Raw genomic sequence first — 13,709 nt, 5'->3', positions numbered from 1 at the left:
GGAGGGATCGGTGAGAGATAACAAAGAAATGCCCGGCCATCTGGCGCGCCGGTTCCAGCAGATCGCGGTAGCGGTGTTCCTCGCCGAGGTCGAGGAGGCGGGTTTCGACCTTACGCCGGTGCAGTACGCCGCGCTCGCGGCCATCAAGTTCAACCCGGGCATCGATCAGGTGACGCTCGCCGGCCTGATCGCCTATGACCGCACCACCATCACCGGTGTGGTCGACCGCCTGGTGCAGAAGGGCCTGCTGGTGCGTCAGGCGAGCGCCCGCGACCGCCGCGCCCGCGAATTGCAGATCACGGATGCGGGCAAGCGAACGTTGCGCGCGATCACGCCGGCGGTCGAGGCAGCCCAGCGCACCATGCTGCGCGGCCTCACCGCCAAGGAGGGCACAGAGCTGATGCGGCTATTGCGCAAGGCGATCGCCGCCGGCAACGAACTCAGCCGCGCGCCGCTGCGGGCGGCGGAGTTGGGATGAAAGTACGGCGGATGAGCCGCACAGCCGTAATCCGTCGCGCTACATCGAAGCAATGCCAACGTCTTGAATCTACGCGCCCGTCGAGACGTCGGATTGCGCCGACGCTGATTCGCTCTTCGGGCTCAAAGCAGTAGCACTGATGAGCGAAGCGACATCCGGGTCTTTAGGCCTCGCGCCCGCATATCGCTGCGCTTATGCGGGGCTACCACGGCTCACTCTTTCTTCGCCTCATCCAGAAACGCCTGCACGGCCTCGAACAGTTTTAGCCGGTTACGCTCCATGATGATGGTGTGCGTGCCCTCGGCGAGCGCGACGTAACGCTTGCCGGGCGAGTTGACCAGCAGCGGAAACAGCGTCTGCGCCATGTAGGGTGGCGTATCGCGGTCCCATTCGGCGTGGACGAGCAATGTCGGCACGGTGATCTTGGCGGGATCGTAATAGGGCTTGCCGGCGCCGAAGAATTCCGCACCGTCCTGCACCACACCGTTCGGCGCCCGAAGCACCGGCGGGCTCATCGTTGCGCCGTCCGGGTCGGTTGCGAAGGTAGCATCCGCCCAGGCCTCGAACCAGCCGGCAGGAATGAGGCTGGCCTTCTTGTCCTCGGGCACGCCGGTGTACCAGCGCTCTTTCGCCTGATCGCGATTGACCATGCGGTAGGCGCCGAGCTTGCCGGGACCGGCCTGAACCAGGGACGGCGTCTGCCGGATCCAGGACGGCGCGTAGAGTATGAGACGCTCGACCTTCGATGCGTTCTGCGTGGTGTAGGTCGCCATCAGCGTGGTGCCCCACGACCAGCCGAGCAGGTTGAGACGCGGGATGTTGCGGTGCTTGAGGATGAAATCGACGGCGGCGCCGATGTCCTTGACCGCGGTCTGGCCGGTCACGATCGGTGGATTGGCGTCCGGCTTAGCGGCCATTTCGCGGGGCCGGCTGGATTTGCCGTAGCCGCGCAGGTCGAGCAGCCAGACGTCGTAGCCGCGCGAAGCAATGTATTCCATCCAGGACAGGCCATCCAGCTTGAGGTCGAACGCGGTCTCGGACGGATAGGTCGCGCCGTGAACATAGAGCACGGTCTGCTCCGGCCGAAACGCGGTCATCTCCGCCGGCCGCTTGTTGCGGACGTAGATATCGATGCCGGGATCTGATGTCTTGACCATCATCTCTTCGGTCACGAGGGCCCTTGTCTGCGCAAATGCCGGGACCGCAAGGAATGTCGCGAGGAGAAGACCCGTGGTCGCTATTGAAAGCTTCAATGACGCCTCCCTGAACTATTTTGCTTGTTGTCCAGCGTAGCGGGATATGTCTGCCTTTCAAGGGGCGAGAGGATCGTAGGATAGGTAGAGCGAAGCGAAACCCATCATCGGGCTGCACCTGTGGCGGGAAGTGATGGGTTTCGCTTTCGCTCTACCCATCCTACCTACGCAAGCTCGCAATGACTTGGATGGACCGAAGTGCGGCGGAAGCTCCGTGTTCGAAGGATGATGGGGCCGCTACTACCCCTGTGGCGTCACCGAAATCCGGGCGCAGTCGCGGCGGCCCATCAGGACGCAGTCCTGGGTCTTGCGGAGATCGGCGATGCTCACGGCAAGCCAGATGCCGATCGCGGTCAGCGCCACCGTAAAGGCGAAGGCAGCGAGATTGGCCAGCATGCGATGACGGAAATCATCGCCCTCGTCGCGCGGCCGCTCGTACCGGGACAGGTCGTTGGCGGCGGATTGCGCCTTGACTGGCGCGGCGCTATCGCGCTTGGCAGGCGGATGGGCGGAGGTGCGCGGCCGGAACTTGAGCACGACGTGCTCTTCGTCCGAAATAATAGGCCGCTCGGTTTTCACTGCTGCCGGTCCGCGCAAATTCCCAAGTTGTTCATAGCACGCCGGCAGCGCTTCCAACATGAAATGTTTTGGCGTGGCAGCCATCCGATCCGCGCAATGTCTGGTTGGAACCTGACGCCAGATCGCGGCCGGCGGTCCTGCGGGCATCCTGGAGATCGCTGCTCATGCAGATCGGGGGCGCGAGGTCTCGCGCGTTCACGGCAGTGTGAATCAGCAGGGCCATTTTGCCGGCTAGAGCATGAAGGCTGACGTAAGGGGGCAAGCCATGGCCAACACGCGCGACCCGATTCTCAAGCCGGTTCCGATCCTGTCATTGCGTCCGACCCAGATGACGGTCGGCATGCGAGAGGTGAAGGAAAAGCGCAAGCGTTGGCGGGAGCACAAGTCTGACAAGAAACGCGCCGAGCTGCTCGGCAAGCACATGATTCCCGTGGTGCATGGGCCGGACGAGCACCATTACATCGTCGACCATCATCATCTGGCGCGTGCGCTGCATGATGAAGGCGTCGAGCACGTGCTGGTGACCGTGATCGGCGATCTCACCATGGTCGAACGCGACGCGTTCTGGACCGTGATGGATCACAAGCGCTGGGCCTATCCCTACGACGCCAAGGGCGAGCGCCGGCACTACAAGGATCTTCCGAAATCGGTGTCCGGACTCAAGGATGATCCGTTCCGCAGCCTCGCCGGGGAATTGCGCCGCGTCGGCGGCTTTGCCAAGGACGTCACCCCGTTCAGCGAATTCCTGTGGGCGGATTTCTTGCGCCGGAAAATCCCGCGCAGGAGCGTCGAGGAGGATTTCTCCAGAGCCATGGAAAAAGCGCTCGACCTTGCGAAGGGCAAGGAAGCGGTCTATCTGCCGGGCTGGTGCGGGCCAGACTAGATAACGGCGCTACGTCGGTAGTTTGTCCGACGGAGCGGCGGCAGGAGATTTCTGCGCGGTCTCGTCCTCGCCGCCAAGCTTTTTGTGCAGCCAGCGCTCCATTCGCGCGCCAATGATCAGAATTACGAAGGTGATGACCAATGCGACTGTGACCAGTCGCCATTGTCCGAGGCCGCAGACAATGCCGATGCAGGCCGCGAGCCAAGTGCAGGCGGCGCTGGTGAGCCCGCGAACCCTGAAATGCCTTCCCGCGTGGACAATGACGCCGGCACCAAGAAAACCGATCCCGGTCAGGATTCCCTGTATCACGCGGCTGCCGGCGTCCGACACGAGCCAGGCTTGGTCCGAATGAACTGGCACCAGCATCGTGGCCGTCGCAAGGCTGACCAGCCCCAGCGTTTTCAACCCGATCGGCTTGCCGTGCAGATCGCGGTTGAGACCGATTAGGCAGCCGGCGAGCGTGGCGACACCGAGACGCAATATGATTTCGGTCCAATCGAGCAACGCGGCGCCTCCCGGCCGTCTCAGCCTTGCTTGGGCAGTCGTCCCATCATGTAGAATTCGTCGTTCGGGCGCATCGCGGTGACGTTGGCCAGCCTGTTCGACAGCGCGAAGAACGCCGCGATTGCGGTGATGTCCCAGATGTCGTCATCGGAAAAGCCGTGGCTGGCGATCTCAGCCAGGTCGGCTTCCGAGACCTCGTTCGCCTCGCGGCTTACTTTCATGGCGAAATCGAGCATGGCGCGCTGCCGCGGCGTGATGTCGGCCTTGCGGTAGTTGACGGCGATCTGATCGGCGATCTCTGGGTTCTTGGCCCGGATGCGCAGGATCGCGCCATGGGCGATCACGCAATAATGGCACTGGTTGGCGGCCGACGTCGCCACCACGATCATCTCGCGCTCGGCCTTGGTTAGCCCGCCATCTTTCTCCATCAGCGCGTCGTGATAGGCAAAGAAAGCGCGAAACTCGTCGGGCCGGTAGGCTAGCGTCAGGAAGACGTTCGGCACGAAGCCCGACTTCTCCTGCACCGCGAGGATGCGACTGCGGATGTCCTCCGGCAGCTTGTCGATGGCGGGCGGTTGAAATCGGATGGGCGCAGCAGGCTTGGTCATGAGGGGTTCCGGCTAAAGGCCGCGTGGCGGCGTTGCCGAAACCATATATCCAATTGCGCCAACGTGGATACCCGGCCTGCGCGTAGAATTTGCGCGAGGCCGTGCAGCCTCAGCGCAGCGGCTTTTTCAGCAGCGAGAAGCGGTCGGGATCGAGCCCCATCGATGGCTGCAGCATCGGCGCTTCCACCGGCGTCATGACGCGGACGCTCGGCCGCTCGCCGCCCACGGGATCGTTCGGCACGTCGCGGTTGGAGGTGGCGCCGCGCCAGCGGTCGAGCACGGCGGAGACGAAGTGCATGTCATGGCCGGCGGCGACCGACGGCACCGAGGCGATGGTGGCTTCGCTGCGCGGCAGCTGGTGGACCGGGACCTCCTTGAAGCGCAGCCGCGTCGGCAGCGCGACGCCTTCGCCGAACGCCAGCACTTCCCGGGTACCGAGCGAAGGCACGAACGACAGCAGGTTCGCAGCCGCATCCGAGACCGCCGAGCGCAGCAGCGCCTGGTCGCGGTCGTTGGCAAGACGCATCGCAAACAGCGTGTTGCATTGGGAGATGATGGTGGCGTCGAGCTCGGCCGGACGCTGGGTGACGAGGCCGAGGAACACGCCGTATTTGCGGCCTTCCTTGGCGATGCGCGAAACCGCCTTGCGGGTCGGACCGAACCCGATGTTGCGGTCGGCCGACGCGTAGCGGTGCGCCTCTTCGCAGACGAACAGCAATGGCGAGACGCCGTCGCTCCACAGGCCGAAATCGAAGGCCATGCGACATAGCACCGACACCACGGAATCGACGACTTCGGCGGGGAAGCCGGCGAGCTGCATGATGGTCATCGGCCGGCCGTTGGCCGGCAGTCGGAACAGGTGGCTGACGACTTCCGCCATGGTATCGCCGCCGACATTGGCATTGTCGAACATGAAGGCGTAGCGCGGGTCGTTGCGCACGGTCTCGATGCGCGAGATCAGCTTGTGATAGATGATGCGCGAGGAGCGGTTCTCGAGCTTGCCCATCCGCTCGTCGATCAGCGAGATCAGGTCGACCAGCCGGTACGGTACCGGTGTATCCACCGTGTAGCCGCCCGATTTGGGATCGACGCGCTTCAGGCCGAGCCGGTCGGAGTTCTGGTACTGGGTGTAGATGCCCTTCGCCTGCGGAATGATTTCGGCGAGGATGTCGAGTTCTTCGGGCACGCCGGGCCGGCCGCCGAACAGCACGTCGACGATCTCTTCGAAATTGAACAGCCAGAACGGCAGTTTCAAGTTGCGCGGGTTGAGCACCAGCGCGCGGTCGCCGAAGCAGCGGCCATATTCATTGTGCACGTCGAGCAGGAAAACCCGCAGGTTCGGCCGCGCTTGCAGGATCTCGTTGAGCAGCAGCGACACGCTGGTCGATTTACCGACGCCGGTCGAGCCGAGGACCGCGAAGTGCTTGGACAGCATTTCCTCGACGTCGACATAGGCGATGACGGAGCGGTCCTGCTGCAGGTTGCCGACATTGATCTGATCCGAGCCGCTCGGTGCGTAGACGGTGCGCAGATCCTGGGCGGTGATCATGTCGACGGCGTCGCCGATGGTTGGATAATTGGTCACGCCGCGCTGAAACTTGGGGCGGTCTCCACCGGAAATCTCGCCGAGCAGGTCGACCGAGGCGGTCGCGATGTATTCGTCCGAGCCCAACTGGTGCTCGCACGTTACCTCGGTGATCATGGCAACGTTGGTGGTGGACGTCGCGCAGCGGATACTGACGAAACGGCCGACGGTGGCGCGCAGTTCGGAGACGGGCATCTGGCCCGACGCCAGCAGTCCGACCCGGGCGAGGGAGCCGCGCACGGAAATCACACGTCCGAGGGATGTCACGCTATTGAACCTGGATCTCTTGAATTGGGGTCTGACCTCCATTATGGGCAGCCGCGGCTAGCGAAACGGTTAAACAGACGCAGTTCTGCATCGGCTAAATCTGCGGCATCTCGGTCAGGATTCGTTTTGCCGCGGCGCTCCGCCACCGCCGCCGAGCGCTATTCACGCTGGAAAAATAAGGACTTTCTTGTATTTCCGGCCGCGCACTCCGCGGCTTTGAAATTAAGCATTCATTTACCACTTCGGACGAGAGGCGCCTTCCGTGAACTATGTCCCGGCAACCTCTTGATTCGGGATTGCGGATCGGGGTCGGCGCGTGAGCGAGGTAACCGATCGCTAACCGCAAGTTGTAACGCCCCCTCCATCACTATTGCGCAACAATGCCGCGGGTCACGTGACTTGCGATCTGGGTTCCGTTGCACGGCTCCTGTCGCATTCCGAGGGCATGTCAGTGAGCAACGAGGTTGGTCATCAAACGTCTGGCGGTTTGGCCGGGTTTGCGCCGGGAGGCGGCACGGTCAAGCTCCTCGGGCTGTGCGGGATCGTGCTCGCGGCGGTGATTGCAGCCGATCCGGCGGCATGGAGCCTGCGCGAAGGCGTATTGCTGGCGCTCGTTACCGTTCTTTCTGTCATCGCCGGTCTTCTAGTGAGGCGCGATCGCTTGACCGATCAACGGCTGGCGGCGGAGCGGCGCCAGCTCTCGATCGCCGTGAACAACATTCCGCAAGGCCTTGTCCTCTATGATGCATCCGCGCGGATCATCATCTGCAACCAGCCCTATCTCGACATGTTCGGGCTGTCGCCCGAGGTGGCCAAGCCTGGTTGCACGATGCACCGGCTGATCGCGCATCGGAAGGAAACCGGCTCCTTTGACGGCGATGTCGATGAATTCTGCAACGCGATCATCCGGACCGTATCGCTGGGTAAAGCCACGCGTCAGCTCACGCAGGCGCCGGGTGGCCGCGCGATCGAGATCATCAACCGCCCGCTGAAGGGTGGCGGCTGGGTCGCCACCATCGAGGACATCACCGAGCGCACGCGCGCCGAAGAGCGGATCGCGCATCTGGCGCATTTCGACGGCCTGACGGATTTGCCGAACCGGCTGCTATTCCGGGCGCGGCTCGAACAAGCCCTCAAGGCGACCCGGCCGGACGAACAGCTCGCGGTTCTCTATATCGACATCGACGAGTTCAAGAGCGTCAACGATGCGCTCGGCCATCCGATCGGCGATGAGCTGCTCAAGGGCGTCGCCGACCGCCTGCGCGGCTGCCTCAAGGACACCGACGTGGCGGCGCGGCTCGGCGGCGACGAGTTTGCCGTCATTCAAACGGCTATCAAGGATCGCTCGGAAACCATGCGGCTGGTTGATGAAATCCATCTGGCGATCCGGCAGCCGTTTGAATGTGCGGGGCATCTGATCACCACCGACGCCTCGGTCGGAATAGCGCTGGCACCCGGCGACGGGATCGACCTCGACCAGTTGCTCAGGAATGCGGACCTTGCGCTCTACGGCGCCAAGGGCGACGGGCGGCGGACCTATCGTTTCTTCGAGGCCGGTATGGATCAGCGCGCCAAGGCGCGGCGGAGCCTCGAGCTCGAGCTGCGCCAGGCGATCAGCGACGGCGGTCTCGAGATCCACTATCAGCCCGTGGTCAATATCGAGAGCGGCAAGATCAGTTCCTGCGAGGCGCTGCTGCGCTGGCGGCATCCCGAACGCGGCATGATCTCGCCGGCGGAGTTCATCCCGATCGCGGAAGACAGCGGCCTGATCAACCAGCTCGGACTATGGGTGCTCAATGCCGCCTGCGCCGAGGCGGCCAGCTGGCCGGATCACGTCCGTATCGCGGTCAACGTCTCGCCGGTGCAGTTCAGGAGCCAATCGCTGGGGCTGAACGTCGCGGCGGCGCTGGCGGCATGCGGCCTTCCCGCGAGCCGGCTGGAGCTCGAAATCACCGAGGCGGTCTTGATTCGCGACGATGAGGCGGCGCTCGAGACGCTGCATCAATTGCGCAAGCTGGGTGTGCGGATCGCGCTCGACGATTTCGGCACCGGCTATTCCTCGCTCAGCTACCTGCAGCGATTCCCGTTCGACAAGATCAAGATCGACCGCGCCTTCATCCGCGATATCGCCGGTCCCGGCGCGTCCTCCTCGATCGTCCAGGCCGTGGTGAACATCGCCGCTGCCAGCGACATGATGACGACGGCGGAGGGCGTCGAAACCGAGCAGCAGCGGAATCTTCTGTACATCCTCGGCTGCAACGAGATGCAGGGCTATCTGTTCAGCCCGGCGATCCCGGCCGCCGAAGTGCGACGGCTGTTGCAGACGCATACCGGCAGAGCGATGTCGGCTGCTTGAAACGCCGTCCACGGCTTGCTATCGACAAAGGAGGAAAAACAAGAAACAAGGCAGGGTGGATCGCGATGAATCGCGAGAACGCATCTTGAGCGAGCCCGCGCGATCTTCCGCGCTGGCGCCATTTCAGGTCAGGAATTACCGTTTTCAGTGGCCGGCCGACCTGCTGACCTCCTGGGCGTTCGAGATGGAGACGCTGATTCTCGGCTGGTACGTGCTGGTCGAGACCGGCTCGGTCCTGCTGCTCACGCTGTTCGCTTCGCTCGGCTATGTCGGTACGTTGGTAGCCCCGATGTTCGGCGTCGCCGGCGACCGGATCGGGCACCGCGATCTGCTCGCGATGATGCGTGCGACCTATGCGGTGTTGGCGGCGGTACTGATGACGCTGGCGCTGTCAGGCAATCTTGCGCCGGTCTACGTCTTCATGGTGGCGGCCGTGATGGGTATCGTCCGCCCGTCGGACCTCGGTGTGCGCGGCGCGCTGGTCGCGACCATCATGCCGCATGGCCAGCTGGTCGGGGCGATCAGCATCTCGCGCACCACGATGGACACCGCCCGCATCGCCGGCGCGCTGAGCGGCGCCGGCCTGTTCGCTTCGCTCGGCATGGGTCCGGCCTATGTCGCCATCGTCTGCCTCTATTTGACCGCGACCGCGTTGACGCTGTGCATCGTCGCACCGAAAAAGATGACGGCAGCGGGTGAGGCGGCCGGAGAGGCGCTGCAACGCTCGCCGCTGCGCGACCTCAAGGAGGGGGTGGCCTATTGCTGGACCACGCCGCGGATGCAGGCCGCATTGTGGGTGGCGTTCCTCGCCAACCTGACCGCGTACCCGCTGACCAACGGCCTGTTGCCTTATATCGCCAAGACGATCTACGGCACCAACCAGACCGGGCTCGGCTATCTGTCGGCGAGTTTTGCCATCGGCTCGCTGGCCGGCTCGATCGTGCTGAGCCTGATCCGCGACATCCGCGTGGCGCGGCTATTGATCGCGTCGACCGTCGTCTGGTACGCGACGTTGCTGGTGTTTGTGCAGATGCAGACGGTGCCGACCGCCATCGTGTGTCTGGTGGTGGCGGGTTTTTCGCAAAGCCTGGCCATGATCTCGATCGCCGTCATCCTGATGCGCACCGCCAGCGAGAGTTTCCGCGGCCGGGTGATGGGTGTGCGCATGATGGTGATCTACGGCCTGCCGATCGGCTTGCTGGCCGCCGGCAGCCTGATCGACGAGATCGGCTTTGCCGCGACCGGCACGATCTATGCCGCGGCCGGCCTCGCGCTGATGCTGGCCATCGTGCTGCACTGGCGCGCCGATCTCTGGCACGTGCACGCGCCGGCGAATGCGCGGTGACCTGACGGTGCTGCCGGCCCGCCATCTCATTGCACCTTGATATTGGCCTCCTTAAGCACCGGCTCCCACTTCGCCGCTTCCGCGCGCATGAAGGCGTCGAAATCTTTTGGCGAGCTTGCGACCGGCGTGGCGCCCATCTTGTCCAGCGCGGTCACAACCACCGGATCTTTCAGCACGGTGGCAAGATCGGCGTGGATTTTTGCGACGAGATCGGGCGCCATGCCCGCAGGCCCGAGAAAGCCCCACCACACCGAGGCGTCATAGCCGGGGATGCCGGCTTCGGCGACAGTTGGAACGTCGGGCAACGCCTTTGAACGCTGCGCAGTCGTCACCGCAAGGGCGCGCACCGCATTGCCTTCGAGCCGGCCGACCACCTCGGGCAGCGGATTGACGCTCATGGGAATCTCGCCGGCGATGACGGCCGTGAGGGCAGGGGCGCCGCCCTTGTAAGGGATCGCCTGGATCTTGACCTTGCCCATGTAGTTGAGCAGTTCGCCGGCGAGATGGGCCGAGGTGCCGTTGCCGGACATGCCGTAGGATAAAGACTCCGGCTTCTCACGTGCGGTCGCCAACAGCTCCTGCAGATTCTTCACCTGACTGTTCTTGGACACCACGATCGCCAGCGGCGAATAGGCGATCTCGCTGATGGCGGTAAAATCCTTGAAGGTGTCATAGGGCAGCTTTAGATAGAAAAACTGGTTCAGTGGATGGCCGCTGGCGACGAGGATCAGCGTGTAGCCGTCCGGTGGCGATTGCGTCAGCGCCTGCGAGGCGATGATGCCGCCGGCGCCCGGACGATTTTCGATGACCGGCTGCTGTCCCCAGGTCTTCGACAGCGATTGCCCGAGCGTGCGCGCCAGCACGTCGACCGCGCCGCCGGCGGCGTAGGGCACCAGGATGCGGACGGGCTTGCTCGGGAATTGATCTGCATGAGCGCTCGTAACTGCGAATGAAAACGCGGCAGCCAGCGTGCAGCGGATGAAGGCTCTGCGAGCGGTCATGAGAAGACGTCCTCCTGTTGTTGCCGGGATCATTTGAAAAATCCGCGCGTCCGGCGGCTCTCCCTGTCATCGCAGCCCAGCTATCACGGCAACCCACCCCGCGGCAGATGTTTGTTGACTAGACCTGATATTTTGTACAAACGTACAAAGGTCGGGAACGGAAAGCAAATGCCATGACGCGAAACCCCAACATGCGGGAAGCCATTTTGAGCGCGGCCGAATTGCTGTTCTCGACGCGCGGCTTCAACGCCGTGTCGATCCGCGACATCGCGCTGGAAGCCGGCGCCAATCCGGGCAGCATCACCTATCACTTCAAGAGCAAGGACGGGCTGCTGCTCGAAATCTACAAGCGTCACTGCGGGCCGATGAACAAGCGCCGCATCGAGCTGTTGGTGGCGGCAAGGCGCGTGCGCGACGTCCAGGATCGGCTGGAGGCGATCGTGCGCGCCTATGTGCAGCCGGCCTTTTCGTCCAGCAGCGATCTTGCCGGCGGCGGGGCGCGGTTCACGCGGCTGCGCGCTGTGATGTCAGCCGAGGGCAATGCCGTGGTCGGCCGCATCATCGCGGAAATCTTCGACGACACCACCAATGCGTTTATCGACGCGATCGTGGAGAGCCTGCCGCATATCCCGCGAACGACCATCGTGTGGCGATCGCAGTTCCTGCTCGGCGCACTCTATTATACGCTGGTCAATCCGGAGCGGGTGACTCGGCTCTCGCGCGGCGAGGCCGACGGCGCCGACATGGCGGAGGCGATCGAGCAGATCGTCTCGGCGACAGTCGCCTCGTTGCAGGCGTCCGATATCGATCACATCGACGATGCGTCGCGTCGCCGCAAGCCAGTTCAACCACGCATGTCGCCAACCGCTGGCCGAAAGCGAAAAGAAGATACGGCCGACTAGTCATCGCCGAAATTATCAGGGCGAGCCAAGTACTGCAGAAAGCACCATGAACAAGCCGACGATTCCCGGACCTGATCCCGATACGCGCACGCCGAAGTTCAAGCTGCCGCCGCTGGCGTGTGACGCGCATACCCACATCTTCGGGCCCGGCGACAAATATCCCTATGCGCCGGGGCGGCCTTATACGCCGCCGGACGCGCCGCTCGAGGATTTTCGGGCGCTGCACAGGAAGCTCGGGATCGGCCGCGCCGTCATCGTCAATGCATCCGTGCACGGCACTGACAACCGCGTGGCGCTGGATGCCATCACGGTAAGCGACAATACCTTTCGCGCTGTGGCCAATATCGACGACGGTATCACCGAGCGGGGCCTACGCGAACTGCACGACGGCGGCTTTCGCGGCTGCCGCTTCAACTTCGTGCGCCACCTCGGCGGCGTGCCCGACATGAGGGTGTTCCACCGCATCGTCGCGATGGTGGCGCCACTCGGCTGGCATATCGATCTGCATTTCGATGCGATCGATCTGCCTGAGTATGCCGAGCTGCTGGCAAAACTGCCGGTGCGCTACACCATCGACCATATGGGTCGCGTCAAGGCGGCCGACGGTCTCGAGCAGCTTCCGTTCCGGACGCTGATCGACCTAATGCAGCGGGACGAGAAATGCTGGGTCAAGGTGTGCGGCTGTGAGCGGGTATCCTCCAGCGGACCGCCGTTCCACGATGCGGTGCCCTTTGCGCGCCGCATCATCGAGACGGCGCCGGACCGCGTGATCTGGGGAACCGACTGGCCGCACCCCAATGTTAAGGTAATGCCGAACGACGGCGACCTGGTCGACCTCATTCCGCTGTTTGCACCGGAAGCGGAGTTGCAGCAGAAGATTCTGGTCGACAATCCGGCGCGGCTGTTCGAGTTCTGAGGGAGCGCGTGCGATGGACAAACGCCAGCGATACGGCCTGAGTCGGCGCCGCGCGTCGTTCGCGGCGGCGGCGCTGCTTGCGGCATTGTTCCTGCCGCAAATCGCCCACGCGCAAAACTATCCGAACAAGCCGGTGCGGCTGATCCTTCCCTTTGGTGCCGGCGGCGTGGCCGACGTCACCGCGCGGCTCGTGACCGAAAGGCTCGGCGAAAAGCTCGGCCAGCGCTTCGTCATCGAGAACATGCCAGGCGCGGGCGGCATCAACGCTGCGCGCGCCGTGCTGTCCTCGCCGGCGGACGGCTATACGCTGGCGCTGTTCAGCAACGGCACCGCGATTTCCGTTTCGCTGTTCAAGAACCTGACGTTCAATCCGGTAACCGATTTTGTGCCGGTCTCGAGCATGGGCTATTTCGACTTCATCTTCGTCACGCAAGCCAGTGCGCCATATCCGACGCTGGCCGAGTTCATCAAGGCGGCGAAGCAGAAACCCGGCGCGCTCAATGTCGGCACTATCAATGTCGGATCGACCCAGAACCTTGCGGCGCAACTGTTCAAATCGACCGCCGGCGTCGACGTCACCATTGTGCCGTTCCGCAGTTCGCCCGAAGTGCTGATCGCGCTGCTGCGCGGCGACATTCAGCTGGCCATCGAGAATTACAGCGCGGTACAGTCGCATATCGCCGACAAGGCGGCGATTGCCGTTTCCTCGTCAGGCCCGGTGCGCACCACCTTCCTGCCTGACCTGCCGACGGTGAAAGAGGCGGGCGGCGGCGATTTCGAGGCGCGGTCCTGGAACGCGATCTTTGCGCCCAAAGGCACGCCGCCGGATGTCATCAAGACGCTGAACGCAGCGTTGCGCGAGGTGCTCGAGTCGCCAGAGATGAAAAAGCGCGCGCTCGATCTCGGCATCGAGGCCAAGGCGAGTTCGCCCGAGGAAATCCTCGACCGTCTGAAGAGCGATATCGACAAATGGGCTGAGGTGATCGAGCACGCAGGAATTGCCAAACAATAGCCACGCGGCCGGTGCGGCCG

Annotated in this window: 12 protein-coding genes and 1 pseudogene; 7 read left to right on the top strand and 6 right to left on the bottom strand. The window is 63.5% G+C overall.

Features of this window, described 5'->3' with window-relative positions; genetic code table 11:
* Positions 1-10 precede the first annotated feature (10 nt).
* Positions 11-478: a MarR family transcriptional regulator gene (locus RX331_RS22620; protein ID WP_317252119.1), complete on the top strand. Its 468-nt coding sequence runs from the start codon at positions 11-13 to the stop codon at positions 476-478.
* A 212-nt stretch (positions 479-690) separates the two neighbouring features.
* Here the strand turns inward: RX331_RS22620 and RX331_RS22615 are convergent, their stop codons facing one another.
* Together RX331_RS22615 and RX331_RS22610 are read right to left on the bottom strand one after the other, a co-directional pair.
* On the bottom strand, positions 691-1,731 hold the full coding sequence (locus RX331_RS22615) for an alpha/beta hydrolase (protein WP_317252118.1): 1,041 nt from the start codon (positions 1,729-1,731) through the stop codon (positions 691-693).
* A 240-nt stretch (positions 1,732-1,971) separates the two neighbouring features.
* Positions 1,972-2,310: a hypothetical protein gene (locus RX331_RS22610; protein WP_317258213.1), complete on the bottom strand. Its 339-nt coding sequence runs from the start codon at positions 2,308-2,310 to the stop codon at positions 1,972-1,974.
* A 265-nt stretch (positions 2,311-2,575) separates the two neighbouring features.
* Here RX331_RS22610 and RX331_RS22605 point away from each other — a divergent pair, with 265 nt between their 5' ends.
* Positions 2,576-3,193: a ParB-like protein gene (locus RX331_RS22605; RefSeq protein ID WP_317252117.1), complete on the top strand. Its 618-nt coding sequence runs from the start codon at positions 2,576-2,578 to the stop codon at positions 3,191-3,193.
* Positions 3,194-3,202: 9 nt separating this feature from the next.
* Here the strand turns inward: RX331_RS22605 and RX331_RS22600 are convergent, their stop codons facing one another.
* From RX331_RS22600 to RX331_RS22590, 3 genes are all read right to left on the bottom strand, one after another.
* Complete coding sequence (locus RX331_RS22600; protein ID WP_317252116.1) at positions 3,203-3,697, bottom strand: MgtC/SapB family protein; 495 nt, start codon at positions 3,695-3,697, stop codon at positions 3,203-3,205.
* A gap of 20 nt (positions 3,698-3,717) precedes the next feature.
* Positions 3,718-4,305 carry a peroxidase-related enzyme gene (locus RX331_RS22595; RefSeq protein WP_317252115.1) on the bottom strand — a complete coding sequence of 196 codons (588 nt, stop codon included), beginning with the start codon at positions 4,303-4,305 and terminating at the stop codon, positions 3,718-3,720.
* A 109-nt stretch (positions 4,306-4,414) separates the two neighbouring features.
* The gene (locus RX331_RS22590) at positions 4,415-6,199 is read right to left on the bottom strand and encodes an ATP-binding protein (RefSeq protein WP_317252114.1); all 1,785 of its coding nucleotides are present in this window, start codon (positions 6,197-6,199) and stop codon (positions 4,415-4,417) included.
* Between the two features lie 562 nt (positions 6,200-6,761).
* Here RX331_RS22590 and RX331_RS22585 point away from each other — a divergent pair.
* Positions 6,762-8,513, top strand: a pseudogene (locus RX331_RS22585) (putative bifunctional diguanylate cyclase/phosphodiesterase); the annotation flags it as partial.
* A gap of 85 nt (positions 8,514-8,598) precedes the next feature.
* Positions 8,599-9,858 carry an MFS transporter gene (locus tag RX331_RS22580; protein WP_317252113.1) on the top strand — a complete coding sequence of 420 codons (1,260 nt, stop codon included), beginning with the start codon at positions 8,599-8,601 and terminating at the stop codon, positions 9,856-9,858.
* A gap of 26 nt (positions 9,859-9,884) precedes the next feature.
* On the opposite strand, the gene RX331_RS22575 is transcribed toward RX331_RS22580, so the two are convergent.
* The gene (locus tag RX331_RS22575; RefSeq protein ID WP_317252112.1) at positions 9,885-10,859 is read right to left on the bottom strand and encodes a tripartite tricarboxylate transporter substrate binding protein; all 975 of its coding nucleotides are present in this window, start codon (positions 10,857-10,859) and stop codon (positions 9,885-9,887) included.
* Positions 10,860-11,032: 173 nt separating this feature from the next.
* On the opposite strand from RX331_RS22575, the gene RX331_RS22570 reads away from it, so the two are divergent.
* From RX331_RS22570 to RX331_RS22560, 3 genes are read left to right on the top strand one after another with little or no spacing between them, the layout of a single operon-like run.
* The gene (locus RX331_RS22570; RefSeq protein WP_317252111.1) at positions 11,033-11,761 is read left to right on the top strand and encodes a TetR/AcrR family transcriptional regulator; all 729 of its coding nucleotides are present in this window, start codon (positions 11,033-11,035) and stop codon (positions 11,759-11,761) included.
* Between the two features lie 46 nt (positions 11,762-11,807).
* Positions 11,808-12,677, top strand: a complete 870-nt coding sequence (locus RX331_RS22565) for an amidohydrolase family protein (RefSeq protein ID WP_317252110.1) — start codon at positions 11,808-11,810, stop codon at positions 12,675-12,677.
* A 13-nt stretch (positions 12,678-12,690) separates the two neighbouring features.
* Entirely contained in the window at positions 12,691-13,689 is a 999-nt protein-coding gene (locus RX331_RS22560; RefSeq protein WP_317252109.1) for a tripartite tricarboxylate transporter substrate binding protein, read from the top strand.
* Positions 13,690-13,709 lie beyond the last annotated feature (20 nt).

This window comes from Bradyrhizobium sp. BWA-3-5 (assembly GCF_032917985.1).
GTDB lineage: Bacteria > Pseudomonadota > Alphaproteobacteria > Rhizobiales > Xanthobacteraceae > Bradyrhizobium.
This window is presented reverse-complemented; position numbering and strand designations above follow the sequence as displayed.

Bases quoted from the DNA above. Each gene is read 5' to 3' on its own strand.
- RX331_RS22605 (WP_317252117.1), top strand. From the start codon at position 2,576: ATGGCCAACACGCGCGACCCGATTCTCAAGCCGGTTCCGATCCTGTCA.
- RX331_RS22595 (WP_317252115.1), bottom strand. From the start codon at position 4,305: ATGACCAAGCCTGCTGCGCCCATCCGATTTCAACCGCCCGCCATCGAC.
- RX331_RS22590 (WP_317252114.1), bottom strand. From the start codon at position 6,199: ATGGAGGTCAGACCCCAATTCAAGAGATCCAGGTTCAATAGCGTGACA.
- RX331_RS22575 (WP_317252112.1), bottom strand. From the start codon at position 10,859: ATGACCGCTCGCAGAGCCTTCATCCGCTGCACGCTGGCTGCCGCGTTT.
- RX331_RS22570 (WP_317252111.1), top strand. From the start codon at position 11,033: ATGACGCGAAACCCCAACATGCGGGAAGCCATTTTGAGCGCGGCCGAA.
- RX331_RS22565 (WP_317252110.1), top strand. From the start codon at position 11,808: ATGAACAAGCCGACGATTCCCGGACCTGATCCCGATACGCGCACGCCG.
- RX331_RS22560 (WP_317252109.1), top strand. From the start codon at position 12,691: ATGGACAAACGCCAGCGATACGGCCTGAGTCGGCGCCGCGCGTCGTTC.